This window comes from Paenibacillus sp. FSL R7-0128 (genome assembly GCF_038002245.1).
Lineage (GTDB): Bacteria > Bacillota > Bacilli > Paenibacillales > Paenibacillaceae > Paenibacillus_AQ > Paenibacillus_AQ silagei.
The window spans coordinates 5073578-5098989 of record NZ_JBBOCD010000001.1 but is presented as its reverse complement, the minus strand read 5'-3'; the positions used below and the strand labels follow the sequence as shown (position 1 = coordinate 5098989).

At 53.5% G+C, this 25412-nt stretch carries 29 protein-coding genes; 25 read left to right on the top strand and 4 right to left on the bottom strand.

Going from position 1 to position 25412, the window contains the following annotated elements:
* The first annotated feature begins 19 nt into the window (after positions 1-19).
* The 3 genes from NST26_RS21655 (at position 20) to NST26_RS21645 (ending at position 3210) form a co-directional block, all read left to right on the top strand.
* Positions 20-769, top strand: coding sequence for a metal ABC transporter ATP-binding protein (locus tag NST26_RS21655; protein WP_036731897.1), 750 nt, complete (start codon positions 20-22; stop codon positions 767-769).
* 815 nt (positions 770-1584) lie between these two features.
* Positions 1585-2388 (top strand): metal ABC transporter permease, encoded by an 804-nt coding sequence (locus NST26_RS21650; protein WP_036731899.1) that lies wholly within the window; start codon positions 1585-1587, stop codon positions 2386-2388.
* A 108-nt stretch (positions 2389-2496) separates the two neighbouring features.
* Positions 2497-3210 carry a cytochrome c biogenesis CcdA family protein gene (locus tag NST26_RS21645; protein ID WP_036731901.1) on the top strand — a complete coding sequence of 238 codons (714 nt, stop codon included), beginning with the start codon at positions 2497-2499 and terminating at the stop codon, positions 3208-3210.
* A 2-nt stretch (positions 3211-3212) separates the two neighbouring features.
* Here the strand turns inward: NST26_RS21645 and splB are convergent, their stop codons facing one another.
* Complete coding sequence (gene splB / locus NST26_RS21640; protein WP_340958026.1) at positions 3213-4283, bottom strand: spore photoproduct lyase; 1071 nt, start codon at positions 4281-4283, stop codon at positions 3213-3215.
* A 199-nt stretch (positions 4284-4482) separates the two neighbouring features.
* Between splB and mntR the strand changes: the two genes are divergently transcribed.
* From mntR to NST26_RS21625, 3 genes are all read left to right on the top strand, one after another.
* The gene (mntR, locus tag NST26_RS21635; protein ID WP_036698430.1) at positions 4483-4908 is read left to right on the top strand and encodes a transcriptional regulator MntR; all 426 of its coding nucleotides are present in this window, start codon (positions 4483-4485) and stop codon (positions 4906-4908) included.
* Between the two features lie 174 nt (positions 4909-5082).
* On the top strand, positions 5083-6759 hold the full coding sequence (locus NST26_RS21630) for a family 10 glycosylhydrolase (protein WP_340979762.1): 1677 nt from the start codon (positions 5083-5085) through the stop codon (positions 6757-6759).
* Between the two features lie 64 nt (positions 6760-6823).
* The gene (locus tag NST26_RS21625; protein WP_051478598.1) at positions 6824-7804 is read left to right on the top strand and encodes a patatin-like phospholipase family protein; all 981 of its coding nucleotides are present in this window, start codon (positions 6824-6826) and stop codon (positions 7802-7804) included.
* Positions 7805-7910: 106 nt separating this feature from the next.
* On the opposite strand, the gene NST26_RS21620 is transcribed toward NST26_RS21625, so the two are convergent.
* Both NST26_RS21620 and NST26_RS21615 read right to left on the bottom strand, forming a co-directional pair.
* Complete coding sequence (locus NST26_RS21620) at positions 7911-8249, bottom strand: hypothetical protein (protein WP_340951458.1); 339 nt, start codon at positions 8247-8249, stop codon at positions 7911-7913.
* Positions 8250-8256: 7 nt separating this feature from the next.
* Positions 8257-9204 carry a DUF1385 domain-containing protein gene (locus NST26_RS21615; protein ID WP_143803754.1) on the bottom strand — a complete coding sequence of 316 codons (948 nt, stop codon included), beginning with the start codon at positions 9202-9204 and terminating at the stop codon, positions 8257-8259.
* Positions 9205-9410: 206 nt separating this feature from the next.
* On the opposite strand from NST26_RS21615, the gene NST26_RS21610 reads away from it, so the two are divergent.
* The 4 genes from NST26_RS21610 (at position 9411) to NST26_RS21595 (ending at position 13472) form a co-directional block, all read left to right on the top strand.
* Complete coding sequence (locus tag NST26_RS21610) at positions 9411-9902, top strand: YqhR family membrane protein (RefSeq protein ID WP_036731912.1); 492 nt, start codon at positions 9411-9413, stop codon at positions 9900-9902.
* Between the two features lie 76 nt (positions 9903-9978).
* Positions 9979-11049, top strand: a complete 1071-nt coding sequence (locus NST26_RS21605; RefSeq protein WP_036731914.1) for a M24 family metallopeptidase — start codon at positions 9979-9981, stop codon at positions 11047-11049.
* A 45-nt stretch (positions 11050-11094) separates the two neighbouring features.
* Positions 11095-11652: an elongation factor P gene (gene efp / locus NST26_RS21600; protein ID WP_036731916.1), complete on the top strand. Its 558-nt coding sequence runs from the start codon at positions 11095-11097 to the stop codon at positions 11650-11652.
* 566 nt (positions 11653-12218) lie between these two features.
* Positions 12219-13472, top strand: a complete 1254-nt coding sequence (locus tag NST26_RS21595; RefSeq protein WP_036731918.1) for an aspartate kinase — start codon at positions 12219-12221, stop codon at positions 13470-13472.
* A 130-nt stretch (positions 13473-13602) separates the two neighbouring features.
* On the opposite strand, the gene NST26_RS21590 is transcribed toward NST26_RS21595, so the two are convergent.
* On the bottom strand, positions 13603-14469 hold the full coding sequence (locus NST26_RS21590; protein ID WP_340979761.1) for a YitT family protein: 867 nt from the start codon (positions 14467-14469) through the stop codon (positions 13603-13605).
* A gap of 245 nt (positions 14470-14714) precedes the next feature.
* Between NST26_RS21590 and NST26_RS21585 the strand changes: the two genes are divergently transcribed.
* The 15 genes from NST26_RS21585 to nusB all read left to right on the top strand — a co-directional run bounded on the left by NST26_RS21585 (position 14715) and on the right by nusB (position 25363).
* Positions 14715-14978 (top strand): YqhV family protein, encoded by a 264-nt coding sequence (locus NST26_RS21585; protein ID WP_425355101.1) that lies wholly within the window; start codon positions 14715-14717, stop codon positions 14976-14978.
* 82 nt (positions 14979-15060) lie between these two features.
* Positions 15061-16068 carry a stage III sporulation protein AA gene (spoIIIAA, locus tag NST26_RS21580; protein WP_340979760.1) on the top strand — a complete coding sequence of 336 codons (1008 nt, stop codon included), beginning with the start codon at positions 15061-15063 and terminating at the stop codon, positions 16066-16068.
* Positions 16061-16579: a stage III sporulation protein SpoIIIAB gene (gene spoIIIAB / locus NST26_RS21575; protein WP_076079904.1), complete on the top strand. Its 519-nt coding sequence runs from the start codon at positions 16061-16063 to the stop codon at positions 16577-16579. Before spoIIIAA ends, spoIIIAB begins: the two co-directional genes overlap by 8 nt.
* Before the next feature lie 13 nt (positions 16580-16592).
* Entirely contained in the window at positions 16593-16796 is a 204-nt protein-coding gene (gene spoIIIAC, locus NST26_RS21570; protein WP_020426549.1) for a stage III sporulation protein AC, read from the top strand.
* Between the two features lie 9 nt (positions 16797-16805).
* Complete coding sequence (gene spoIIIAD, locus NST26_RS21565; RefSeq protein ID WP_036698407.1) at positions 16806-17195, top strand: stage III sporulation protein AD; 390 nt, start codon at positions 16806-16808, stop codon at positions 17193-17195.
* A gap of 47 nt (positions 17196-17242) precedes the next feature.
* Positions 17243-18556 carry a stage III sporulation protein AE gene (spoIIIAE, locus tag NST26_RS21560; RefSeq protein ID WP_076079903.1) on the top strand — a complete coding sequence of 438 codons (1314 nt, stop codon included), beginning with the start codon at positions 17243-17245 and terminating at the stop codon, positions 18554-18556.
* A 24-nt stretch (positions 18557-18580) separates the two neighbouring features.
* Complete coding sequence (gene spoIIIAF / locus NST26_RS21555; protein ID WP_340979759.1) at positions 18581-19384, top strand: stage III sporulation protein AF; 804 nt, start codon at positions 18581-18583, stop codon at positions 19382-19384.
* Between the two features lie 17 nt (positions 19385-19401).
* Complete coding sequence (gene spoIIIAG / locus NST26_RS21550) at positions 19402-20040, top strand: stage III sporulation protein AG (protein WP_340979758.1); 639 nt, start codon at positions 19402-19404, stop codon at positions 20038-20040.
* A 109-nt stretch (positions 20041-20149) separates the two neighbouring features.
* Complete coding sequence (locus tag NST26_RS21545; RefSeq protein ID WP_340979757.1) at positions 20150-21070, top strand: SpoIIIAH-like family protein; 921 nt, start codon at positions 20150-20152, stop codon at positions 21068-21070.
* Between the two features lie 277 nt (positions 21071-21347).
* Positions 21348-21857: an acetyl-CoA carboxylase biotin carboxyl carrier protein gene (accB, locus tag NST26_RS21540; RefSeq protein WP_036698397.1), complete on the top strand. Its 510-nt coding sequence runs from the start codon at positions 21348-21350 to the stop codon at positions 21855-21857.
* Positions 21858-21913: 56 nt separating this feature from the next.
* A complete protein-coding gene (gene accC / locus NST26_RS21535; protein ID WP_340979756.1) occupies positions 21914-23257 on the top strand; it encodes an acetyl-CoA carboxylase biotin carboxylase subunit in 1344 nt (447 codons plus the stop codon).
* Positions 23258-23375: 118 nt separating this feature from the next.
* A complete protein-coding gene (locus tag NST26_RS21530) occupies positions 23376-23792 on the top strand; it encodes an Asp23/Gls24 family envelope stress response protein (protein WP_036698392.1) in 417 nt (138 codons plus the stop codon).
* Positions 23793-23864: 72 nt separating this feature from the next.
* Complete coding sequence (gene amaP / locus NST26_RS21525; protein ID WP_036698389.1) at positions 23865-24404, top strand: alkaline shock response membrane anchor protein AmaP; 540 nt, start codon at positions 23865-23867, stop codon at positions 24402-24404.
* Between the two features lie 15 nt (positions 24405-24419).
* On the top strand, positions 24420-24653 hold the full coding sequence (locus tag NST26_RS21520) for a DUF2273 domain-containing protein (protein WP_036698387.1): 234 nt from the start codon (positions 24420-24422) through the stop codon (positions 24651-24653).
* A gap of 260 nt (positions 24654-24913) precedes the next feature.
* Positions 24914-25363 (top strand): transcription antitermination factor NusB, encoded by a 450-nt coding sequence (gene nusB / locus NST26_RS21515; protein ID WP_036698385.1) that lies wholly within the window; start codon positions 24914-24916, stop codon positions 25361-25363.
* Positions 25364-25412 lie beyond the last annotated feature (49 nt).

Here is a 25412-nt window from a genome sequence, read left to right as displayed (position 1 = left end):
GTGAAAGGCGGTACTTCACATGCAACCGGTATCCCTGGACTGCCATCAGCATATGATCGAAATACAGGATTTGTCCTTCTCCTACGGGGAACAGAAGGTCATCTCGAATCTGAATTATACGGTAAAAGAACGTGATTTCCTCGGTATCCTCGGCTCGAACGGTGCGGGCAAGACGACACTGCTTAAGATGATTGTCGGTTTGCTGCCTGCCACCAGCGGGGAAATCAAATTATTCGGCCAGCCGGTGCGGAGGTTCAAGGACTGGGAGCGGATCGGCTATGTGCCGCAGAAGAATGCGTTCAACCCGCTATTCCCGGCAACCGTCCGTGAGGTCGTATTGTCCGGCCTGTATAACAACAAGAACCTGATCCGGCGGGTCTCGAAGGCCCAGCACCGGCAGTGTGAGGATGCGCTTGAAGTGATGCGGATTCAGGATATTGCCGAGAAAAGAGTCGGCCAGCTGTCCGGCGGCCAGCAGCAGCGTGTCTTCCTGGCCCGTGCGCTGATCAACCACCCGGATCTGCTGATTCTGGATGAGCCTACTGTCGGCATTGACGCCGAGACCCAGGCCGGCTTCTTCGAGCTGATCATGCACATGCATGCCCATCATCATATGACCTTCCTGATGGTCTCGCATGATATCGACATGATGAAGAATTACCTGGGCAGCGAGCCGGTCCAGAAGAACGGTAAAATCAACTTCTACTGCCGCCACTCGCATGATGTGCAGGACTGTGCTGTGGATAACCTGCAGCATACGTTGTCCTGATCGTTGAGATTGGCTGATAAGAGGATAGTTACCCTGATCATTTAACGGTTTTACTGCTCGAACCGCAGCCTATTGTACTTTGTACATCGATTGCACGAATTTCTGCCCTTTTTGCTCTTCTGTTGCAGTTTGTACATTAGATTTTTTGAAATGGACCTTTTTCCAGCCTTTCTGCCAATATCAATTGTACGAAATACAACAGAATCTGATTATACGCTCAAAAGTGATAGTTCTGTTGTACATTCTGCAATCAGTTTTAAACGTGTGAGGATTACTTTTAACTCTCGCTTGCTGAGGGTTGCCGTGCCCAGATTAGGGGGAAAGGGTGGGTTAATTGCAATTCGTACAACTAAATCGTCAGATGCGCCGCCAAATCTCTGTTTTGATGTATTTCGTACAATTAAAATGCCTTCGTACCTGGATTTTCGGCCATCCGGGCAAATATAGTTGTACAGAATACAATTAGAAGAGGAAAGCCTTCCGTTTTACTGTTTTTAGTTGCACAGACTACACTTATCTCTGATTACTGAGGCCAGCAGGTCAAATATATGAGGTGAAAGTCTTGGGACGTAAGTAAATCCCGCCTGCTGTAAAGCGTATCCCGCAGGGAGGAAAAGCGCTCTTTTCACCAACGTCCCTAAGCTGCGACAACCCCTCCTCCCACGCCAATTGCACTTAGCGGGTGTCCAGAGGGCAGAGCCCTTGGGGCCCTCCCTTGGCGAAGGGAGGGTTTGGGAGGGATCGAAAAGGGTTTCGAAAAAGGTTTCGAAAAAGGTTTCGAAAAAGGTTTTATAATTGTAAAGGAGATATACATCTTGGAAATCCTGTATAGTGATTTTTTCCAGCGGGCGCTGGCCGGCGGGCTGATGATTGGCATTACGGCGCCGCTGATCGGCGTTTTTCTGGTGCTGCGGCGTCTGTCTATGATCGGAGATACGCTGGCGCATGTTACGATTGCCGGGGTAGCGCTGGGCTTTCTGACGGGTTTTTATCCGCTCGGGGCGGGGCTGGTCTTTGCGGTTGTGGCCTCATTTGCGATTGAGAAGCTGCGCAAAGCCTATAAAAGCTACGCCGAGCTGTCCATTGCCATCATCATGTCGGGCGGTGTAGCGCTGGCCTCCCTTTTTTTCACCCTGGGCAAAGGGTATAATGCAGATGTAATGAGCTATCTGTTCGGCAGCATCTATACGCTCAATACTACTGATCTTATCGTGGTGGGAATCGTAACGATTGCCGTTGTGGTCGTCGTAACCTTATTCTTCAAGGAATTCTTCCTGCTCAGCTTCGAGGAGGATGCAGCCAGTGTTAGCGGACTTCCGGTGAAGCTGCTCAATATGCTGATTACGGTGTTAACGGCTCTGGTGATTAGTACGGCGATCAAGATTGTGGGCTCGCTGCTGGTCTCTGCGCTGTTGACCATTCCTGTAGCGATCAGCCTGCTGCTGTCACGGAGCTTCAAGTCTTCGGTTATTCTGTCCGTGGCGATTGCCGAGATTGCCGTTATTGGCGGACTGGTCATTGCTGGAGTATGGAATCTGGCTCCTGGAGCAACGATTGTTCTGCTGTTAATTGCACTATTGACCCTAACTCTCATCGGCAAAAAAGGGCTGCCAGCCTAACAAACAAGCGTATAACCGGCCGCCCTTAGCACCAACTACATAACTGTATCTGTACTGCTGCTACATGAAGTGACCCGAGTGACCCCGACTATGGAAGGAGATGCGCCCGTGTCCAACCTGAATGCAGGAATCGCTTTTGCCGCCGGAGTGGCGTCATTCATATCGCCTTGCTGCCTGCCGCTCTATCCTTCTTATCTATCTTATATTACCGGCTTATCAGTGCAGGAGCTGAAGAGCGGCAGCAACAGCAAAGAGGTCCGTCTCCGGACCCTTTCGCATACGCTGGCGTTCATTCTTGGCTTCTCGGCAGTGTTCTATACGCTTGGCTTTGGAGCCGGCTTGTTCGGTGAATTCTTCAACGGCCAGCGGGATCTGATCCGTCAATTATCGGCGATCCTTATTATTGTCATGGGTCTCTTCCTGTTGGGGGTATTCCAGCCGCAGTTCCTGCTCCGGGAACGCAAGCTGGAGCTGAGATGGAAGCCTGCCGGGTACCTGGGCTCTTTCATCTTCGGCATCGGGTTCTCAGCAGGCTGGTCGCCCTGTATCGGCCCGATTCTAACAGCCATTATCGCGCTGTCGGCCAGTGATCCGGGAACGTGGTTCATGATGATTACGGCATATAGTATCGGCTTTGCACTGCCGTTCTTCGGACTGGCCTTTTTCCTGGGCGGGGCGCGCAAGATCCTGAAATACTCCAACCTGCTGATGAAGCTGGGCGGCGGGCTGATGGTATTCATGGGCATCCTGCTGTTCACCGACCAGATGTTCCGCATTACGATTTGGCTGCAGGGCATCACGCCGCGCTGGCTAATTTTCTAAGCTTAAGTGAAATAATCAATAGCCGCTTCCGGAAAATGTTCAAAAATCCGCTCTGTGATGAATTCGCGCAGGGCGGTTTGTTGTTCGTCCGGGTAGACATATTTGTTCTGTCCCCATTTGCCCCATTTCTTCTTGCGCTTCTCGATGTCCATCTCCAGCTTCGACTTCGGATAACGCTTCTCGATGACGGTCTTGGCCGTCTTGGTGAAGCGGTGCTGGATCATTTCAAAGGTCAGCCCTTGGCCAATCCCCGGCGGCAGGGCATGCGCCAGCTTCTCTAATAGCTCGCTGTAGCCTTCTTCCCAGCCGTCATGCCAGATAATAGGGGCAATGATGAAGCCCAGCGGATACCCGGCACGGGCGATCTGTCCGGCGGCCTCAATCCGTTCCTCGAAGCGTGAGGTGGCCGGCTCGAAGTTCTTGATCACATAGTCGGCATTCACGCTGAAACGTACACGGGTATGACCGTTATGCTTCAGCTTAAGCAGCGGCTCGACATGCTGGTATTTGGTCACGAAGCGCAGCCGCCCGAGCGGCTCCTTCGCCATGAATTCGATCAGTTCCGTCAGCGAGCCGGTAATATGCTCAAGGCCGAGCGGATCTGAGGTACAGGCCGCTTCAAACGTCGTGATTTCCGGGGAACGCTCGGTGATGTATTTTTTGGCGGCATCGATGATGTCCCCGGTGTTGACATAGACACGGATGTAGGGCTTCGCTCCAAGCGTAGTCTGCAGGTAACAATAATGGCAGTGGCCCATGCACCCGGTGGCTATCGGAATCGCATAATCGGCCGACGGCTTCGACTGGTCAAAAGTGAGCGTCTTGCGCAAGCCGACCACAAGCGTCCGTTTGGCGATTTTGTATTGCTCGACTTCTGTCTCGCCCGGCAGATTGGTAATCCGGTTATGCGAGGTGGTCATGCGGTAGGGAATATTGCGGGACTTGACCCATTCCATAATCCGCTCCCCTTTGGGATAATTCAGCGCATCAGGTTCAAAGAAGACAAGCTCTGGGATGAACAGGCCGGTAGGCTTGCGCGTTCTTTTGGCAGGAGGGCGTTCGGGTGTGACTATGCTCATAATTTCACGCTCCTTAGGGATGAGGATACCGTTATTGTGCCAATCCGCAGGCGAATGGAATCATGGTAAACATCACTAAGCGGGGAAGCGGATGACCGGCAGGACTTGCCAAGGAGCGGCAGAAGCATGTATCATTGTTAGAGCAAGGCCCGGTCCCACCGTTACGCTCATTATAGAAAAGAGGTAAGCTAGAATGCCAACACCCAGCATGGAGGATTATTTGGAGCGCATATATAAGCTCATCGACGAGAAGGGTTATGCGCGGGTCTCGGATATTGCCGAGGGGCTGGAAGTCCATCCCTCCTCTGTGACCAAGATGATCCAAAAACTGGATAAGGACGAATATCTCATCTATGAGAAATATCGTGGGCTTGTCCTAACAAGCAAAGGAAAAAAAGTGGGGAAACGTCTTGTGGACCGCCATCAGCTGCTGGAGGAGTTCCTCGGGATTATTGGGGTACAGCAAGAGCATATTTATAAGGATGTTGAAGGCATTGAGCATCACTTGAGCTGGGATTCCATCACCCGGATCGAAACGCTGGTGGAGTATTTCCGCCGGGATGAAGCGCGTGTGCAGACCTTGTACGATATTCACCATGAGATAGCCAGCGATTCATAAACGTGGCTTTTTTTGTTTGATTAGCGCAACCTTTCCAGTTTTTTTACGTCAAAACGGATACCGTTCCTTTTTTACTAAGGAAGGATTCCGTTTACAAAAGAACGGCCTTCTCCCTGACCCAAGGACGAGAGGGCTATTTTTTTGTCTATACAACTTCAAGACCTGGGAGGAATTATGAATTACCGTAAATGGATCGTAGGACTGCTCGTGATTATGCTATGTCTGCCTGTACGGACGCCGGGTGTGCGCGCAGCTTCTGTGCAAATCACCATTGAACTGGATGGGGAGACGCTGAACCCGGATGTGCCGCCGTATATTACACGTACTAATGTTACGATGGTGCCGGCTGGAGTGATTAGCCAGGGACTGGGGGCCGGTGTGAAATGGGATCAGGCCAGTAAGACAGCAACCATAAGCAAGGATAATAATGTACTGCAGCTGACCAGCGGCAAAACAAGTGCTATCGTTAACGGTACAGCCGTCCGTCTGGATACTTCTGTCCAGATCACACAGGGCCGGGTCATGGTGCCGCTGCGGTTTGTAAGCGAGCAGCTTGGGCTTCAAGTACTCTGGGATCAGGCTACGAAGCATATCTCCTTATATTCCGGCATGGAGATCGGCGGCCCTTCTACACCTGTGACGCCGACAGTTCCGTCAGTGCCTACACCAACTGTACCTACGCCATCTGTGCCAATACCAACGGTACCGTCACCAACCGTACCTTCCATTCCTGGTGCCAAGACCAGTAAGGCGATGAAGGGCGCCTGGGTATCCACCGTGTATAATCTGGATTGGCCCTCAACGTCTTCGGCAGGCAATCCCGACAAGCAGAAAAAGGAGTTCGACAGCCTGCTGGACAAGCTGAAGGCGGCCGGATTCAATAGTGTATTCGTCCAGGTCAGACCGTCTGGAGATGCACTTTATCCTTCTCAGATCGTGCCCTGGTCCAAGGTGCTTAGCGGGACCCAGGGTAAGGAGCCCGGCTACGACCCGCTGGCCTATATGGTTAGCAGTGCCCACAGCCGGGGAATGCAACTGCACGCCTGGTTCAATCCGTTCCGGGCTACGACAGACGCTTCTACCAGCAGTCTAGCCCCTAACCATGTAGCCAAGCTTCATCCGGATTGGATCGTCAAGGCGGAGAACAAGCTGTACATAAACCCGGGAATTCCGGAAGCTCGGCAGCATATTATTGACACGGTGATGGAGGTGGTCAGAGGGTATGATATCGACGGAGTACATCTGGATGATTATTTCTATCCGTCCAATGTAGCTTTTGCCGATGATACGGCCTTCAAGACCTTCAATACACAAGGGATTAGCAGCAAAGGCAACTGGCGGCGGGATAATATCAACCAGTTCATCCGTCAGCTGGGGCAGGAGATTCATGCAGCGAAGCCGTCCGTCTCTTACGGGGTCAGCCCGTTCGGGGTATGGCGCAACAAAAAAGCGGACAGCACCGGCTCAGATACTACAGCAGGGGTGTCAGCCTATGATGACATGTATGCGGATGTGCGCACCTGGATTCAGAGCGGCTGGATCGATTATGTTGCCCCGCAGGTCTATTGGAGCCTCTCCTTCAGCGCCGCCCGTTATGATAAGCTGGTGGACTGGTGGGTGAACGAGGTTAAGGGAACGAAGGTTAAGCTGTATATCGGTCTTGCCTCCTACAAGGTAGGGGATACCAAACAGACTGCGGAATGGCAGAGCGGAGATCAGATTATCAACCAGCTCAAATATAATGAGAAATACGATGAGGTGGCTGGCAGCATCCTGTTCCGGGCGAATGATATTGTGGTCCGTGACCCGTACGGGCTAGCCAGTCTGCTCAGCTTCTATTTCAAGAGTTAAGTCATGAATAGTCCCCCGTGCTCATAGATAACAATACATTCTATGGAACGGGGGTTTGCCATGTATGGAGATTAACGCGGTATTTGAAGGCGGGGGAGTCAAAGGAATTGCCTTGGCAGGTGCGGTGGAGGCGACGGAACGCGCGGGCCGTACCTTCGGGCGGGTAGCAGGAACCTCTTCCGGTTCGATCATTGCCTCGTTGTTGGCAGCGGGGTACAGCGGAGAGACCATGAGCCGGATTATCCGGCGTACACCGTTCACCTCCTTCCTGAAGCGGGGAGCGCTCTACAACACCGCCTTCGTTGGGCCGGCCTTGCGTGTGCTGCTCAAGAAGGGGCTGTACTCAGGCCAGGCGCTGGAAGCGTGGATACGCAACCTGCTGCTGGAGCAGGGGGTTGTTACGTTCCGGGATCTGCCGCGCGGCAAGCTGCGGGTGATTACATCAGATATCACCAACGGGCGGATTGTGGTGCTGCCAGATGATCTGGTGCTGTACGGGATCGAGCCTGACAGCTTCGAAGTTGCCAAGGCGGTGCGGATGAGCTGCAGCATTCCGTATTTCTTCGATCCGGTGATCCTGCGGCTGGCCGGAGAGGCGGCCCGGGGGAAATCGTTCAGCGGGCAGCTGGTCTATATGGTGGACGGGGGAGTGCTGAGTAATTTTCCGCTCTGGCTGTTCGATGAGAAGAAGGACGGCTTCCTCTCACCGCTGCGCAGGACACCAACCATAGGCTATCAGCTGATTGGGAAGACAGCTCCGCAGCCGCATCATATTACAGGGCCGTTCAGCATGCTGGAGGCGATGGTGGAGACAATGCTCTCCGCGCATGATGAACGGTATATTGAGACGGATAAATTCGTTCGTACGGTCAAAATCCCTACGCTGGGCATCTCCACCACCGAGTTTCATATCACGCAGGCACAGACGGACGCCTTGTATACGGCGGGCATCGCAGCCGGAGAAGAGTTCTTCGCTAACTATCGTCCGGCACCGCCGTCCTACACCAGGAGGGCAATCCTTCAGCCCGCTGCTCCAAGGCGGTAACTAAGCCACAACATATAAATTCTTATCTTACCAGAAAAAAGGCATCCCCACGTGATGAAATCACGTGGGGATGCCTTTTGCAGCTCTGCTTCGTTACATTCAGTATTCAGTGATATTTGGGCAACTGATCGTCATTCTTACCCTTACTGCCTTCGATGACCTGGAAGGGATAGCTTTTGCGCTTGCCTGGTGAGCCAGTGGTCTTGCGGATGCCGGCAACCTTGGACATCGTCTTGGCCGAAGGCTTAACCTTAGTGCGCGGACGTCCGGGTCCGCCTCCCATTCTGCCGGGGGCTACCTTGTAGGCGTAATACAACAGTCCCAACAGAATCAGGGGTAAGATGAAGATGGACAGGGCCATCAGGCCGCGTGCCATAATATCTACCATAAAGCCCCATACGGCAAGAGCTGTCGTAATCCAAAATATCAAAGCATGTCTGATCATTGGCTAATCATCCTTTCGCAGGATCCAAAATGCCGCCTGACACACTTGCCTCCGAATATCCTTTTGCTTCAATTGCAGCGTCCAGCTCCCGCATCCGGTTGAAGGAAGCGATCGACACCTCTACCATATCGTCCTTAGGTTCCTTGGTAGTCAACAGCTGCAGCCACAGGCCCGGGTATCCCAGATACTTAAGGCCGGGAATATCTCTTACCGCATTCGTGCCCTTCAGTACCTCGAACGAGATTCCGATGACCACCGGTAAAAGAACGATACGCTGAAGCACCCGTTCCATCAGGGAATCCCACGGGACGACCGAGTAGATAATTACACCGAGGATAATCGTCAGCATCATAAAGCTGCTTCCGCAGCGGTAATGCAGACGGCTGTATTTCTGTACGTTCGCTACGGTCAGCTCTTCACCGGCTTCAAAGGCGCTGATGACCTTGTGCTCAGCTCCGTGATATTGGAAGAGCCGCTTGATCACTGGCGTCTGCGAGATCGCCCAGAGATAGACGAGCAGGAGAATCAGCTTGATGCCGCCTTCCACAAGGTTGTGCAGAATATAGTTGTCAAATACATTTTTGAACAAAAAATCTTCTACGAATACCGGGACCAGCGTGAAAATCAGCTTACCGAACAGGAAAGACAGAATCCCCATTATAGCTACGCCGAAGATCATTCCGAGGCTCCAACCTTCGTCCTTCTTCTTGTTCTTCGCCTGCTGCTTGGCAAGCTCTTCCGGCTCCGTCTCATCCTCGGCATAGGATTCTGCCGAATAGTTCAGATGCTTCGAGCCTTTGGCGCTGGAATCTATAATACTGACAATGCCGCGAAGCAGCGGAATCTTGCGCAGTTTAAGGACCCAGCTCTTATCGCTCTTCGGCACCTCCAAAAATGTAATCTCCTGATTCTTTCGTCTTACGGCTGTTACGTTGACATGCTTGCCGCCGAACATGACGCCTTCGATGACGGCTTGGCCGCCGTAACTGGGAGTTTCCTGGGACAACCAATTCACCTTCCCGTATATTGATATGATTTATATAATACATTGTAACTAATTTTTAAACACATTACTAGTTGGATTGCCGTTAGCTGTACATACTAGCTGTAGAGAGCGGAGTGGAAACCGGATTAACCCCATACCGAAAGAGAGGGAGCTCTATGAGTTCTTCAAGCAAGCACAAGAGCGTCCAGACGAATCCTTTTTATTTCTCCATTGAACTGGGTTATTTCGCCGGTTTAATCTGGGGAGGGTTGCACTGGCTGATGTATGTTCTGCACTTCACTAAGGTCATTCCGGGATTTTTGGCGGAGCCTTTTTTCAAGCATGAATTTCTGCTGACCCCTGCCGGGCATCTGCTCGGATATTTATGCTTCATTGTACTCTCCGTATTAGCTTCCCTGATCTACGTGTTTATTCTCCGGAAGCTTAACGGACCTTGGCCTGGGATGATATACGGGGTGCTGTGGTGGTCGGTCCTGTTCCTGGCTTGCTCGCGCTTATTCCTGCTCCAGCCGCCGTTCAAGCTGCCGTGGGACACGGTGATCAGCGAATTCTGTCTCTTCCTGCTCTGGGGATTATTCATCGGATATACAGCGGCAATCGAGTATACGGATGAACGCAAACGCGAACAGCAGACGAAGCTGGCCTAGGCCCTTCGAAAAAACTTCTCAGTTGGCCTGCCGCTATGGTAAAATACAATGTGGCTATTTCGAGAGGAGAATGAAAATGGGCAACAAGCGCGTCTCCAAGCTGCGTAAGGTTCTGCAGGAACTGGGACTGGATGCGATGTTAATTACCAGCGGATATAACCGCCGCTATTTGAGTGGGTTCACCGGCTCCTCCGGGTACGTACTGGTTACCGGTGATGACAGTTATCTGCTGACGGACTTCCGGTATATGACACAGGCCTCGGAACAGGTGAATGGCCTCAAGGTGGTACAGCATGACTCGAAATTCATTGACACCGTGCGGGAACTGCTGCCGAAGGGCGGACAAGTCCGTGTCGGCTTCGAGCAGGATGATGTGACCTTCAGTGCGTACACCGCTTATGCGGAGGCTCTTGCCCCGGCAGCCATGGTACCGGTATCGAAGGCTGTTGAGAACCTGCGCATGTTCAAGGACGAGGAAGAGCTGGCTGTGATGCAGCGGGCTGCCGATCTGGCAGACGCCACCTTCAGTCATATCCTGAATGTGATCAAGCCGGGTATGACGGAACGCGATGTCGATCTGGAAATGGAATTCTACATGCGTACGCATGGCGCAACTTCGTCTTCGTTCGATACAATCGTCGCTTCCGGTGAGCGTTCAGCTATGCCGCATGGTGTAGCGAGCAGCAAGGTTATCGGGAACAACGAATTCGTCACCTTCGATTTCGGCGCGCTCCTGGACGGTTACTGCTCCGATGTGACCCGCACGATTGCTCTGGGATCACCGGACCCTAAGCTGAAGGAGATCTACGATATTGTGCTTGAAGCGCAGCTTCATACGCTGGCGCATATCAAGCCCGGCATGACCGGCCGTGAATGTGATGCCCTGGCCCGAGATATCATCACCCGCTACGGGTATGGTGAATACTTCGGCCACAGCACAGGCCATGGTCTCGGGATGGAAGTACATGAATGGCCGCGCTTGTCCAAGCTGGCAGATGAAGTCATCCAGCCGGGGATGGTTGTCACTGTAGAACCGGGAATCTATCTCTCGGGCCTTGGCGGCGTACGGATTGAAGATGATATTGTCATTACCGAGAGCGGCATCACGCTGCTGACACATTCATCGAAGGATTATTTGGTACTGTAAGACACTATCATTCAGTTCATTTATGGATTCCAGGAGGGATTTTTTGTGATTTCAGTTAACGATTTTAAGACAGGCCTGACCGTAGAAGTAGAAGGGGACATCTTCACCGTCCTAGATTTCCAGCACGTGAAGCCGGGTAAAGGCGCAGCCTTCGTCCGCTCCAAGCTGAAGAACCTGCGTAACGGCAATACGGTTGAGCGCACGTTCCGTGCCGGTGAAACCATTGGCCGCGCCATTATCGAGAACCGTGGCGTACAGTACCTGTATGCAAGCGGCTCTGAACATGTGTTCATGGACAACGAGACTTATGACCAGTTCGAATTGACAGCCAAGCAGCTTGAATGGGAGCTTAACTTCCTCAGAGAGAACATGACCGTGAATATCGTCAGCTACCAGGGCGAAATCCTCGGGATCAACCTGCCGACCAGCGTAGAGCTGAAGGTAACTGAGACCGAACCGGGCGTGAAGGGCAACACGGCTCAAGGCGCGACCAAAGCCGCTGTTCTGGAGACCGGTCATACGGTCCAGGTACCGCTGTTCATCAATGAAGGAGATGTTCTTCTGGTCGATACCCGCGAAGGTAAATATATCTCCCGCGCGTAGAGCCTTTTTGGATTTCAGATGTAACTTGAGGGCCTCCCCGCTTGATGCGGCGGAGGTCTTTTTGCTGTGTCAGGCTGGGAGAGAGGGAAGAAGTGAAGGGAAAAGGATGAAAATGTTGAAAGGGATAAATCCCTCTGATTCAGCGGAATGTTAGCTGAACGGGGGGATTAAAGGGGTAAGTCCCTCAGATTTGCAGAAAGCGTACGGCATAATGGGAAACAAAGGGATAAAACCCTCTGACGGACGTCTCCGGTGGGGCGAATATGGGGTGTAGGTGAGTAATAAGGAGCATTAGTGCCCCTGAATTGGGCCGAAGCGGGCTGGATGAGCGAATGAGGAGCATTAGTGCCCCTGAATTGGGCCGAAGCGGGCTGGATGAGCAAATGAGGAGCATTAGTGCACCTGATTCCGGCCGTGCGGGTTCGGGGTTAAGGCCGGGTTCATCAAAAATGGGCATTTTATTTTGTGAAACCATTAACGCATGTTATGATTTTCGTATTATACTGTGTTAAAGCATTAACCAAAATTTAAGCTACTTTAGAGCGAAATAGGGAGTGAATGGAACTTTGTCACTTTATGTCATGAAATTCGGGGGCAGCTCCGTCGGCGACATTGAACGTATGAAGCGGGTCGCCGGGCGGATCGCAGCCAAGCAGGATGAAGGACATCGCTGCGTTGTGGTGGTCTCCGCTATGGGAGATACCACAGATGATCTGATCGATCAGGCGAATCAGCTGAACGGTCAGCCCCCCGCACGCGAGATGGATATGCTGATGACTACCGGGGAGCAGATCTCCGTAGCGCTTCTGTCGATCGCGCTTCACGGGATCGGCCGGAATGCCGTATCCTATACAGGCTGGCAGGCCGGGTTCCGCACCGATGAGACCCACGGCCGGGCACGGATCAGTGAGATTGTTCCGCGCCGGGTGCTGGAGTCGCTGGAGCGGGAGCAGATTGTGATTGTAGCCGGCTTCCAGGGCATGACGCTGGATGGCGAGATCACTACGCTGGGCCGAGGAGGCTCAGATACGACAGCGGTTGCGCTGGCTGCAGCCATCAAGGCGGATGTCTGCGAGATTTATACCGATGTAGACGGAATCTACTCTACTGACCCGCGGATTGTGAAGACGGCGCGCAAGCTGAAGGAAATCTCCTATGACGAGATGCTGGAGCTGGCGAATCTCGGTGCAGCCGTGCTGCATCCGCGTGCCGTGGAATATGCCAAACGATATCAAGTGAAGCTGGTCGTAAGATCAAGCTTTAACCATAATGAAGGTACTGTGGTGAAGGAGGAAGCAAGCATGGAGCAAGGTGTAGTAGTTAGCGGAATTGCCTATGATAAAAATGTGGCCCGGATCAGTATTCTGGGAGTCCCAGATGTGCCGGGGGTACTCGCCCAGGTATTCGGCAAGCTGGCCGATGAAGGTGTGGATGTCGATATTATCGTGCAGAGCGGAGTGCAGAACAAGACGGCTGACTTCTCCTTCACTGTAGCGCTTGGAGATCTTGTGAAGGCCAAAGAGGTCATCGAAGGGCTGCACAGCGTATTGCCTTACCGTGAAGTGACTTCCGAGGACAGTCTGGTCAAGGTGTCGATTGTCGGCGCCGGGATGGTCAGCCACCCGGGGGTTGCCGCCAAAATGTTCGAGGTGATCTCGAATGAAGGCGTGAGCATCAAGATGGTGAGCACTTCCGAGATCAAGGTATCCTGTGTGATTGAATCCGGCAACCTGCAGCAGATCATCCAGGCGCTGCATACCGCCTATAACCTGGATACACAAGAGCAAGCCTTCGTTGGAGGTCCACAGGACCGCCGCTAAGCCGCAGATTATAATTCAACAATAGGCCTAAGACGCAAAACAAAAAGAGTGCTGTTACCCGCAAAAGCGGAGAACAGCACTCTTTTGTGTATCATACATAAGGATAGGAATGGCCTGCACCATGCACTCGCTAGCTCAGCCGCCGGAACCTGCCCATAATCTCCACGGTCTCCAGCACGTTAACGAAGGATTTCGGATCGGTCTCCAGAATCGTCTTGCGCAGATCTGCCAGCTCATAGCGGGTGGTTACGGTCATCAGCATCGTATTGCCTTCGTGACTGTATCCGCCCTCGGCGTTCACAACCGTGATGCCGTGCGGCAGACTGGTCAGCCGGTTCAGCATTTTCTCGCGCTCCTTCGTGACGATGAAGCAGGTCAGCTTGATATGGCGGATGTGGATCATGTCCACCACCCGGCTTTTGACGAAGATACAGAGCATCGCGTACAGCGCGGAATCCCAGCTTTTGAAGAAGCCAAGACTTAAGATCACCAGACCGTCCATGACGAACAGCACGGTGCCCATGGGAATATCCCGCTTGCGGGTAATGATGGAGCCGAGAATGTCGAAGCCCCCGGAAGATCCTCCCGCCCGCAGAGAGAAGCCAACCCCTCCCGCAATAATCACCCCGCCGAAGATACTGGCCAGAATCGGGTCCTTGGTAAGCTTCACCACAGGGATCACGTTCAGGAACCAGGTGGTGGAGAGTACAGACAGCATGCTATAGCAGATGTACTTTTTGCCCACGGCGACGAAGCCCCAGATCAGGATCGGGAGATTGATGGCGAAATAATACAACGAAATATACTTTGGATGGGTCAAATATCCGATGATGGAAGCTGTCCCGGCTACACCGCCACTGAGCAGCTGATGCGGAATCAGGAATAGCCGCAGGCCGGCTGCTACTAGGAAGGCCGAAAATATAATAATCGCTACCTCTTTTACCTGTCTGCCTATCGTTCCTGATACAAGCGGTACTACGAAATTACGAACTTGCATGACTGTGATCCCCTTCTTTGCTGGTTATCTTTGGATACGGAAAAATTAAATTTATCATACCGATGATATTTTTTTATGGAGAGCGGCACTATGATATCTTTCACACCTCCTGAAATCTGTGCTAGTATCCCCATTTCTTCTTGTCTAAAGTCGCCCCCTTCCGCATATCCATGGATAACAGCTTGTTTGATTTGCAGTGAAAATGGCGGGCGGGCCCATAGATTTGGAAAAGGGAGTTGGGATATTTGGACAAGTATGTAAGCTGGATGTCGGCCCTGCGGCTGCTGTCTGGCAGTGTAGAGATTGCGGCGGCTTTGATTATGCTGAAGCTGAATCAGGTGGATAAGGCACTGGCTGTCAATTCGGGACTGGCGCTTGTCGGCCCTACGATTCTCATTCTGACCACGGCTGTGGGCCTTACAGGGATGGCAGAGCAGCTGTCCTGGGGGAAGCTCGGCTGGATTGGCTGCGGGGTGGCTATTCTCTTATTCGGGATTCTCAAGAAATGATAGATGATAGGCATAAAGCATAAGTACAAGCATAAATATGAAATAAAGCTATTTAGTAGAGGACAGCTTGGGGGTACCTGGTATGGCAAATGACTGGCTTCTGTTGTTTCCCGAAAAAGTAAGAGCGCTGCTCGGTGGCCTCCCCGCTGCGCTCTTGGACAAGGTGGAGGAGATTCGCGTCCGTGAGGGACGGCCGCTGGAGATCAACTATTCCGGCAAGTATCATTTCATCGGTGCCGGCGGCATCCTGACCCAGCTTCCCTGCGAGGCTTACCGGCCGGACCGGGAGGATACGCACCGGCTGCTGGACCTCATCAGCAATCATTCCCTCTATACGATGGAAGAGGAGCTGCGCAAGGGCTTCATCACGATTCCGGGCGGACACCGGATCGGTCTCTGCGGCCGGACGGTGCTGAGCGGGGGCGGCGTGGAGCATCTGCGTGATATTACCGGCTTCAACGTGCGGATTGCTCGTGAGGTGCACGGCATCGCCGACGGCGTACTGCCGTATCTGCTGGACCGGGGGCGGCAGCGTGTGATGCATACGCTGATTCTGTCCCCGCCGCAGCATGGCAAGACCACGTTGCTGCGCGATCTGGCCAGGCAGCTGTCGGCAGGTACAAGCGGCGGCCGGGAAGGCAGCCGGCCAGGGCTGAAGGTCGGCATCGTCGACGAACGCTCTGAGATCGCAGGCAGCCGCCGGGGAATTCCGGCCTTCGATGTCGGGCCGCGTACGGACATTCTGGACGGCTGCCCCAAGGCGGAGGGCATGATGATGATGATCCGCTCCCTGTCGCCCGATGTGCTGATCGCCGATGAAATCGGCCGCATGGAGGATGCAGAGGCGGTGACCGAGGCGCTGCACGCCGGGATCTCGGTGGTCGCTTCTGCGCACGGCAAGGAAGTGTCCGAGCTTGCCCGGCGGCCCGGACTTGGCGGGCTGCTGGAGCACCGGATGTTCGAGCGGTATGTGATACTGCACCGCGGAGCCTCTGGCTTGTCCTTCCGCATTCTGGACGCCCAGAAGCGGGGTCTGCTGCTGGTCTCGCCGGAGCAGCAGCCGGTGTCAGGGGGTGACCGCCATGCTTAAGCTGCTTGGCGCGGTACTGATCGTGCTGGCGGGAACCCTGGCCGGCTTCAAGCGGGCGGCCCAGTATGCTGACCGGCCGAGACATATCCGGGCCTTGATTGCAGCGCTCCAGCGGCTGGAGACCGAGATCCAGTACGGCTACACGCCGCTGCCGGAGGCGCTGCGCCGGATTGGAATGCAGACGAAGGAGCCGCTGCAGGCCTTCTTCCTTACGGCGGCGGAGGAGATGAACCCGCCGCATAACTACAGTGCGGAAGAGGCCATCCGGCGGGCGATGGAAGCCCACTGGAGCAGCGCATCGCTGCGGGGCACGGAGAAGGAGATCATCCGGCAGCTAAGCTGCACGCTCGGAACCAGTGACCGGCCGAATCAGAGCACGCATATTGCACTGGCTTTACAGCAATTGAAGCAGGAGGAGACAGCGGCCAGAGAAGATCAGGGCAAGTATGAGAAGGTGAGTAAAAGCCTGGGTCTGCTGCTTGGAGCATTGATCGTCATTTTGATCTTTTAGCGAGGTGCCAGGAATGAATATTGAAGTCAACGCGATCTTTCAGATTGCCGGCATCGGCATCATTATCGCCATGATCCATACGGTGCTTAAGCAGATGGGCAAAGAGGATATCGCCCACTGGGTAACGATTGTCGGCTTTATCATCGTCCTGTTTATGGTCATCCGGATGCTGGATGGGCTGCTGCAGGAAATCAAAACGATTTTTCTTTTTCAATAGGCTGGAGTTATGGAAATCATTCAGATTGTGGGAATTGGCATCTTGGCGACGGTCCTTATCCTCGTCCTGAAGGAACAAAAGCCGGTATTCGCCTTCCTGCTGACCACGGCGGCCGGCATCCTGATTTTCCTGTTCCTGATCGGCAAGATCGGAACGATTCTAGGTACGCTGGAGCGGGTGGCGGAGTCCTCCGGGATGGAAATGATCCACATCAAAACCGTGTTCAAAATCATCGGCATCTCCTATATCGCGGAATTCGGGGCGCAGATCGTGAGGGATGCCGGGCAGGAATCGATTGCTTCCAAGATTGAGCTGGCCGGCAAGGTGCTGATCATGGTGCTGGCTGTTCCGATTATCAGCATTATTATTGAAACGGTCATGAAGCTGCTGCCAGCCTGATACAGCGGACATGCCGGACAAGTTGGAGTAGAGCGGAGGTGAGGGGAATGCAGGAGCATAGTATTTTTCGGCCGCCAAAAGGGGGAAAGGCGCTCCTGCTTCTGCCAGCCCTGCTGCTGGTGCTCCAGCTGCTTCTGCTGTGTGGAAGCACGGCAAGTGCGGCAAGTGTTGCGAATGCTGCAAGCGCGGGAAGTGTGGCAAGTACTGCAAGCGGGTCCCCTGTTCCTTCAGCTCCGGCTACAGGCGGCAGCGGAGGCCCTACGTCTCCTGTTGACCAGTGGGTGAAAGGGCAGGTGGAGCATCTGCCAAAAGACAAAGTCGAGTCTTACTGGGACCAGCTGATGAAGGATTACGGTGGATTTTTCCCGGAGGGACGGACACCTTCCTTGATGGATATGCTGCTGCCGGGAGATAAGGGCTTAAGCTTCAAAAGCGTATTGTCCGGCCTGATGAACTTCATGTGGCATGAGGTGCTCTACAACGGCAAGCTGCTGGTCACGATTGTGATGATCAGTGTGCTGAGTATGATTCTGGAGACGCTGCAGACCGCTTTTGAACGGAAATCCGTCAGCAAGATCGCTTATATGCTCTGCTACATGGTGGTGCTGGTCATAGCTGTTAACAGCTTCAATGTCGCTATCGGCTATGCCAAGGATGCCATCGACCGGATGATCGACTTCATGATGGCTATGATTCCGCTGCTGTTCGCGCTGCTGGCCTCAATGGGCAATATCGTCACGGTGTCGGTGACCCATCCGCTGATCGTATTCATGATCCATACCGTAGGCACGCTGATTCATACGCTGGTCTTCCCGCTGCTGTTCTTCTCGGCGGTGCTGCATCTGGTGAGCGCAATGTCTGAGAAATACAAGCTGACCCATCTGGCGAACCTGCTGCGCAATATCGGGGCCGGGCTGCTCGGGGTGCTGCTGACGGTGTTTCTCGGCGTGATCTCCGTCCGGGGGATTACCAGCTCGGTTACAGACGGAGTGACCATACGTGCGGCCAAATATATTACAGGGAATTTCGTGCCAGTGATCGGTAAAATGTTCGCGGATGCCACGGACACGGTCATCTCGGCCTCACTGCTGGTGAAGAACGCCATCGGGCTGTCGGGAGTGATCATTATCCTCTTCCTGTGCGCGTTCCCGGCAATCAAAATTCTGATCCTCGCCCTGATCTACAATCTGGCCGCCGCCGTTATGCAGCCGCTGGGCGAGACACCGATCGTGACCTGCCTGCAGACGATCGGCAAAAGCATGATTTATGTCTTCGCGGCGCTGGCCGCCGTCTCGCTGATGTTCTTCCTGGCTGTAACCATTATGCTGACTGCGGGCAATGTGACCGTGATGATGCGCTAGAACGAAATGACAAGGAGGTGCGCCATGTCCTGGCTCAGCAGTTGGCTCCATGAGCTGATTCTCGTCGTGCTGATGGCTGCATTCGTGGAGATGCTGCTGCCCAGCAAATCCATGGAACGGTACGCCAGACTGGTGCTCAGCCTGCTGGTTCTGCTGACAATGCTAAGCCCGATAATCTCTCTGCTGAAGGGAGATGCCAGCAAGGAGCTGACCGTGGCGATGCAGCAGCAGGAGAGAAGCGGGGGGCTGCTGAACAGAGCGGAGGGCGCACCGGATTCGCTGGACAAGATTCTGGCGGACGGGCGGATGCTGGCTGCCGGAGCGCGTGAGCAGAGCCTGAAGCTGGCTGCCGAAGAAGTAGCCGGCCAGATGCGCGACCAGATTGCCGGGAGCACCGGGCTCGGCGGGGTGAAGGTGACAGTGGCCCTGGCCATGGGCCCGAATCCAGATGCGCCGCTCGGCGAGGAGGTGCCGCTGATCTCCTCGGTCACAGTAGCGCTTCCGCCGGAGCAGAGCGCCTCTGGAGGGGCTGTGCCGGGCAATGGTACTGCATCCCTCCCGTCAGCCGGGCCGATACAGATTAACCCTGTGGAGCCGGTCCAGGTCAGCCTGGAAGGCAGCGGGGGAGATGGTAAAGCGCAGGAAGCGTCATCCTCAGGTGGTGGTTCGGCTCCGGCGTCCTCCTCTTCCGGGAGCGGCACTGAGGGAGTGCAGGAGACCCTGGCGGAAGAAGCCGGAACAATTATCCAGCTGCTGGAGAAGAACTGGAACCTGGACCCCGCTCTGATCAAGGTGCAAAGCAGCGGGGGCGGTACCGTGAAATCATAATTGAAGGAGGGAAATCAATGGGCAATTGGCTGAAAAAGCTGGAGCAGTGGGCCGGAGGCGGCAACGGCAGCCCGAAGCGCAGCCACACCTTCCGCTGGCTGATCATTATCGGCCTGCTGGGTGTTGCAATTATGCTGTTCAACTCCTTCGTGAATGTGAAGAAGCTGGACAACGAGAACACAGGGCGTGAACCGCCGGACAGCGGGACCTCGCAGACAGTCCTGCAGCAGGAGACCGGGAGCGCGAATTCTTTTGACAGCATCGAACTGGCGATGGAGAACCGCACGAAGGGGATTCTGGAGAAAATCGTGGGGGTCGGTACTGTGGATATCATGGTCACCGTAGATTCCACAGAGGAGATTATCGTGCAGCGCAATATGAACGACTCGCAGCAGCAAAGTGAAGAAACAGATGCCAGCGGCGGTAAACGCCATACCACACAGTACACCAGGGACGGCCAGATCGTCACTTACAGCCAGTCAGGGAACGAGGCTCCGATCATCACCAAGCGGGTGAAGCCTCAGGTACGGGGAGTGCTGGTGGTCGCCAAAGGGGCAGAGAACAAGGTCGTGCGCAGTCTGATTGAGCAGGCGGTTGAAAAAGGGCTTAACGTACCGGTCTACCGGATTTCTGTTGTCCCGCGCAAGCAGGAATAGGCATGTCTCCGGCAACCCCGGCATATGCTTTAACAGAAGAGGCTTGTACGATGCACACGACTAAGAGACGACAAGAGGGCTGGCAACAAAATTATAGGAGGTATAAACAATGAAGGGCAAAAGACAAACGATTTGGCTGGTTTCTATGCTCAGTTTGATGGTAGTGCTCTCTGCATATTATCTGTTCACGGAAGATACGGGGGCTCCCATCCCCAAAGAAACCGCAGGCAGCATCCAGGTGGATACTATAAAAGACGGAACGGGCGGCGGAACCGCGACTACGCTGGACAGCGGACTTGTCATCAAAGAGGTCAGCACGGACAAAGGAATTGCAGTAGGAACCGTGGATGACAGCAGCAAGACCACCAAGGATGAAGCGGCATCGACAGTGGCAACTGATGACAGCACGACTCCGGCCGTGATAGATGACAGCAGTGTGGTTGCTGACAGCAGTAACACTGCCAAGGATGCAACTGCTGCAACGGACAAGGCGGCCACTACTACAGCTGATAAAGGTAAGGATACAGCTGGCAGCAAGGATACCAAGGAAAATAAGGACACCAAGGATACCAAGGACAGCAAAGACAGCAAGGATACGTCAGCCGCTGTAGACAAGACTCCGGCGAAGGACGACGAGGCGATTCTGGATGAAGTGGCTTCGCAGAGCGTATCGGCGAGCAGCCTGTTCACGAACTACCTGTACGAACGCGAACAGAAGAACCTGAAGGATCACAATGATCTGCTGGCGCTGATTAACGATATGGATAAGACACCGGCTGAGAATGCAGCAGCCCAGGAGCAGCTCAGCAAGCTGGAAGAGAAAGAGTCCAAGATTACCGGGATTGAAGAGAAGCTTCAACAAAAATACGGTGAGGCCATTGTGAAAGAAGAAGCCGGTGACGCCTACACGATCGTGGTGCTTAGCGATAAGCTGGATGTGAAGCAGGCGGTCGGCATCGTGGATTTTGTAATGAAGGAACTGAGCGTTACCCAGGACAAGATTAAGGTCCAATACGTCTCGGAGCAGTAAGCCAGCTGAATAAAACCAGGGAAAATAGAATAAAATGCCGAAAGAGCCCGGGCGCGTCCCAGGCTCTTTCCATTTCTAGCGTTTGTGATATAATACATAAAGTTATCGATGTATAGAAAAAGAAGATTACGCAGGCAGCGGTTACACAAGGTAGCGATTCAAGAGAATTACAGAGCAGACCCGCGTTACGGGTATGCTTGTCAGAACGGATATCGTACCCTGCTCAGCCAGCGTCCCAAAATGGCTTCGAGAGAAAGCTGAAGGAGTGAACTACCCAATGTTCAAGTTAAGCGAGATTAAGGAATTGATTCAATTGCTGGACCAGACTTCCTCCGTGCACGAGCTGGAGATTGAAAGCGAAGGTATGAAGCTGGCTATCCGTAAACCGGATCGCTCTGAAGCTGAAGGAACAGTAATTCAGGCGGCTCCTTATACCTACCCCTTTACGCCAGCCCCGCAGCCGCAAAGTCCGCAGATTATTGCCCCTCAGGCTGTTAGTGAAGTTCCTGCTGCGGCGCAGCAGCCCGCAACCTCCGCTGAAGGCGCATTACATAAAATCGTCTCGCCGATGGTTGGGACCTTCTATAGTGCCGCTTCACCGGAGACGCCTTCCTTTGTTAATGTCGGAGACCGGGTGAATGAGAAATCTACGGTCTGCATCATTGAAGCGATGAAGCTGATGAATGAGCTGGAAGCCGAAGTGAAGGGCGAGATTGTCTCTGTCCTGGTTGAGAACGGCCAACTGGTGGAATACGGTCAGCCGCTGTTTCTGGTGAGAGCGGAATAATTGCCGCGAGAATGAAGAGGAGCTTGCAAGCTTCGCTAAACTTTGGGAGGAAACGCATGAACATTCAAAAAGTGTTGATTGCCAACCGCGGCGAGATTGCGGTCCGCATTATCCGGGCCTGCCGCGAGCTGGGTATTGCCACCGTGGCTGTCTATTCGGAGCCGGACCGCGATTCCCTGCATGTACGTCTTGCGGATGAGGCGTACTGTATCGGACCGATGCCCGCCAAGGACAGCTATTTGAACTTTACTAATATTATGAGCGTTGCCACGCTGACGGAATGCGATGCTATTCACCCCGGCTATGGCTTCCTGGCCGAGAACGCGGATTTCGCCGAGATCTGTGAATCCTGTAACATTACCTTCATCGGCCCGTCTCCGGATGCGATTACCCGGATGGGCGACAAGGCTGTTGCCAAAGAAACGATGAAGCTGGCCGGAGTTCCGATTATACCGGGCTCGGACGGGATTGTCGGTGACTTAGAGGAAGCCGTGATGCTCGGCCGTGATATCGGGTACCCGCTTATCGTCAAAGCTACGGCAGGCGGCGGAGGCAAGGGCATCCGCATCGCCGAGGATGAAGAGTCACTGGTGAAGCAGATTACCGCTGCCCAGCAGGAAGCGCAGAAGAATTTCGGCAACGCCGGAGTCTATCTGGAGAAATTCCTGACCGGCATGAAGCATGTGGAGATTCAGATCATCGCCGATAATCACGGCAACGTCGTCCACTTGGGCGAGCGTGACTGCTCTGTGCAGCGCCGCCGCCAGAAGCTGATCGAAGAAGCGCCTTGCGCCGTACTTACCCCGGAGGTCCGCGATGCGATGGGCCAAGCGGCGGTACGGGCTGCACTGGCAGTTAATTACTCGGGGGCAGGTACCCTGGAATTCCTGCTGGGTCCTGACGGACATTTCTATTTCATGGAGATGAATACACGGATTCAGGTGGAGCATCCGGTAACGGAGATGGTCACCGGCGTCGATCTCATTAAGGAAATGATCTCAGTAGCGGAAGGTAATCCCCTCTCCTTCACCCAGGAGGATATTGTGATCAACGGCTGGTCGATTGAATGCCGCATTAATGCCGAGGACCCTGAGCGTAATTTCATGCCGTCTCCGGGCAAAATCGGCTTCTATCTGCCACCGGGCGGATTTGGGGTGCGGGTCGACAGCGCGGCGTATCCGGGCTGTACCATTTCACCTTTTTATGACTCCATGATTGCCAAGCTGATCGTCTGGGCACCGACCCGGGAAGAGGCTGTAGCCAAGATGAAGCGTGCACTGGCTGAATTTGCGGTGGAGGGCATACATACCACCATTTCATTCCACCAGAGACTGCTGGAGCATCCGGTGTTTTTGGACGGGAACTTCGATATCAAGTTCCTTGAGGAGTATGAAGTTTAGGACGGCTTCTCATGGTTTGTCATAAAGTTCGTCAAATGATATAGTATGTTTAATAAGAGGCGTACTGCCCGCTTGAAGTGCCCCTACAACTTTTTTGCTGGAAAGGTGTGAAGTCCAAATGAGTACATTGCCGACAGAATTTGAACGTACGGAAATCGGTGAAATCCAGATCGCTCCAGAGGTGATCGAGGTTATCGCCGGTTTGGCAACCGTTGAGGTGAAAGGTGTGGCCGGAATGAGCGGCGGTTTCGCCGGCGGAATCGTGGAGCTTCTCGGACGCAAGAACCTGTCCAAAGGGGTTAAGGTTGAGGTTGGACAGCGCGAGGCTGCGGTGGATGTGTCCGTAATTATCGAATACGGCTACCGTCTTCCGGAAGTGGCTGCTGAAATTCAGCGCAATGTTAAGCGTTCCATCGAAACCATGACCGGTCTGACCGTTGTGGAAGTGAACGTGCATATCCATGATGTGCAGTTCAAAAGCAATACAAGCATTGACAAGAGCGAGGACACGGATGCGGTTATCCGCGTGAAGTAAGGGTTCAGTTCTTCCATAAACCCCCGACAGTGCGTCGAGGGTTTACCTTAATTTAAGGAGGTTGTGAGACTCGTGGCCAAAATTCTGGACAGGCTTCTGCTGTTCCTGTACAGCTTAAGCATTGGAATACTATCTGTAACTGCCATCCTCCTCTTAAGCGGTGTCATTCCGGACAAGTATGAGATTTCGGACGGACCGGCGGTCTATATCGCTGCGATCTCGGTGGCGGTCATTCTGTTCCTGCTGAGCATCCGCTTCTTCTACATCTCCCTGCGCCGTGACCGCGCTTCCCTGCCGTCTGTGGATCAGCGTACAGAGTATGGGGATATTCAGATCTCAATGGAGACCATTGAGAACCTGAGTCTGAAGGCTGCGGGCAAAGTGAAGGGCATCCGCGACCTGAAATCGCGCATCCGTGTCTCACAGGCGGGTCTTGAGATTATGATCCGGGCGGTCGTCGACGGTGAGCATTCACTGCCGCTGCTTACTACGGATGTACAGCGCCAGGTACATGATTTCGTACAGGAGACAACCGGAATTCCGGTTGCAGATGTGTCTGTATACATTGCTAACCTCACACAGGCACCAAGCTTCAAAAGTCGAGTGGAATAGAGGTGAGTTTCCCTTATGTCCTGGAGAGAAGTATGGGAAAGTCACGGGGGTAGAATTACCGGAGTTGCCTTCGGTGTCTTTCTCGGATTGATTTATCTGATTAGCGGTTTTTGGGATATGCTGTTCTTTGCACTGGTAGTGTTCATCGGATATACGTTCGGCAAACGAAAGGATACCGCGCAGGGTCCCCTGTTTCAATGGCAGGAGATCGCAGAGCGGCTGTCCGGACGCTGGCGTCCCTTCAAATGAACCGCGATAGTCTTTCTCCCGGAAGCCTGGAACCCGTTACTTTGAGTTGCTGACCTGCGGAAGAAAGGCTGCGCGGTTTTTTGCTGAAAAGGCAATATAAATTGCCCGGAGTGGGCTTTTTGAGAAAATTAAGGGTATAAATGCTCCTATATCAGCCTATGCGGCTGTTTATGTGAGGAAATGTAGTATAGAAGCTGGTCCGGTTATAATCGTTGTAATCTGTAACACCAAAACAAGAGGTTAGTTCGTAGGAGGAACACATGAAGAGACGTTTAGCGAGAGAAATTATTGTACAAAGCCTGTACCAGATGGAAATGAACGATGTAGAGGTTACCGAAGCGGTTGACATGCTGATTGAAGAAGCGGCGGATGAGAACGAAACCGAGCGTGTCATTACGGATGAGATCGAACTGAAGGCTTATGTAGTTACGCATGTCAACGGCGTGTGGGAACACAAAATGGCGATCGACGATATGCTGGAGCATTATCTTAAGGGCTGGCAGATGAGCCGCTTGTCACGTGTAGACCGTCAGATTCTGCGTCTGGCTACCTTCGAGATGATCTTCGCCAGCGATGTGCCGGCCAAGGTGTCTGTCAATGAGGCGATTGATCTGGCCAAGCATTTCGGCACAGAGGATTCCGGTAAATTCGTGAATGGTGTCCTCGGCAAAATGATTCAGGATGTGGACACGCTTAGAGCTGAGCTGTAGTTTAGCTTCAGCTTCGGATTCAGATTCAGATTCACAGCAAGCGGCAGTA

What these genes read in the sequence shown, in the direction of transcription:
- spoIIIAB (WP_076079904.1), top strand. Translation starts at nt 16,061, where the DNA reads ATGCTTAAGCTGCTTGGCGCGGTACTGATCGTGCTGGCGGGAACCCTG.
- NST26_RS21605 (WP_036731914.1), top strand. Translation starts at nt 9,979, where the DNA reads ATGGGCAACAAGCGCGTCTCCAAGCTGCGTAAGGTTCTGCAGGAACTG.
- spoIIIAE (WP_076079903.1), top strand. Translation starts at nt 17,243, where the DNA reads ATGCAGGAGCATAGTATTTTTCGGCCGCCAAAAGGGGGAAAGGCGCTC.
- NST26_RS21545 (WP_340979757.1), top strand. Translation starts at nt 20,150, where the DNA reads ATGAAGGGCAAAAGACAAACGATTTGGCTGGTTTCTATGCTCAGTTTG.
- NST26_RS21615 (WP_143803754.1), bottom strand. Translation starts at nt 9,204, where the DNA reads ATGTTCGGCGGCAAGCATGTCAACGTAACAGCCGTAAGACGAAAGAAT.
- NST26_RS21610 (WP_036731912.1), top strand. Translation starts at nt 9,411, where the DNA reads ATGAGTTCTTCAAGCAAGCACAAGAGCGTCCAGACGAATCCTTTTTAT.
- spoIIIAD (WP_036698407.1), top strand. Translation starts at nt 16,806, where the DNA reads ATGGAAATCATTCAGATTGTGGGAATTGGCATCTTGGCGACGGTCCTT.
- NST26_RS21625 (WP_051478598.1), top strand. Translation starts at nt 6,824, where the DNA reads ATGGAGATTAACGCGGTATTTGAAGGCGGGGGAGTCAAAGGAATTGCC.
- spoIIIAF (WP_340979759.1), top strand. Translation starts at nt 18,581, where the DNA reads ATGTCCTGGCTCAGCAGTTGGCTCCATGAGCTGATTCTCGTCGTGCTG.
- spoIIIAC (WP_020426549.1), top strand. Translation starts at nt 16,593, where the DNA reads ATGAATATTGAAGTCAACGCGATCTTTCAGATTGCCGGCATCGGCATC.
- NST26_RS21530 (WP_036698392.1), top strand. Translation starts at nt 23,376, where the DNA reads ATGAGTACATTGCCGACAGAATTTGAACGTACGGAAATCGGTGAAATC.
- NST26_RS21630 (WP_340979762.1), top strand. Translation starts at nt 5,083, where the DNA reads ATGAATTACCGTAAATGGATCGTAGGACTGCTCGTGATTATGCTATGT.
- spoIIIAA (WP_340979760.1), top strand. Translation starts at nt 15,061, where the DNA reads ATGGCAAATGACTGGCTTCTGTTGTTTCCCGAAAAAGTAAGAGCGCTG.
- nusB (WP_036698385.1), top strand. Translation starts at nt 24,914, where the DNA reads ATGAAGAGACGTTTAGCGAGAGAAATTATTGTACAAAGCCTGTACCAG.
- NST26_RS21655 (WP_036731897.1), top strand. Translation starts at nt 20, where the DNA reads ATGCAACCGGTATCCCTGGACTGCCATCAGCATATGATCGAAATACAG.
- NST26_RS21520 (WP_036698387.1), top strand. Translation starts at nt 24,420, where the DNA reads ATGTCCTGGAGAGAAGTATGGGAAAGTCACGGGGGTAGAATTACCGGA.
- mntR (WP_036698430.1), top strand. Translation starts at nt 4,483, where the DNA reads ATGCCAACACCCAGCATGGAGGATTATTTGGAGCGCATATATAAGCTC.
- accB (WP_036698397.1), top strand. Translation starts at nt 21,348, where the DNA reads ATGTTCAAGTTAAGCGAGATTAAGGAATTGATTCAATTGCTGGACCAG.
- spoIIIAG (WP_340979758.1), top strand. Translation starts at nt 19,402, where the DNA reads ATGGGCAATTGGCTGAAAAAGCTGGAGCAGTGGGCCGGAGGCGGCAAC.
- accC (WP_340979756.1), top strand. Translation starts at nt 21,914, where the DNA reads ATGAACATTCAAAAAGTGTTGATTGCCAACCGCGGCGAGATTGCGGTC.
- NST26_RS21590 (WP_340979761.1), bottom strand. Translation starts at nt 14,469, where the DNA reads ATGCAAGTTCGTAATTTCGTAGTACCGCTTGTATCAGGAACGATAGGC.
- NST26_RS21620 (WP_340951458.1), bottom strand. Translation starts at nt 8,249, where the DNA reads ATGATCAGACATGCTTTGATATTTTGGATTACGACAGCTCTTGCCGTA.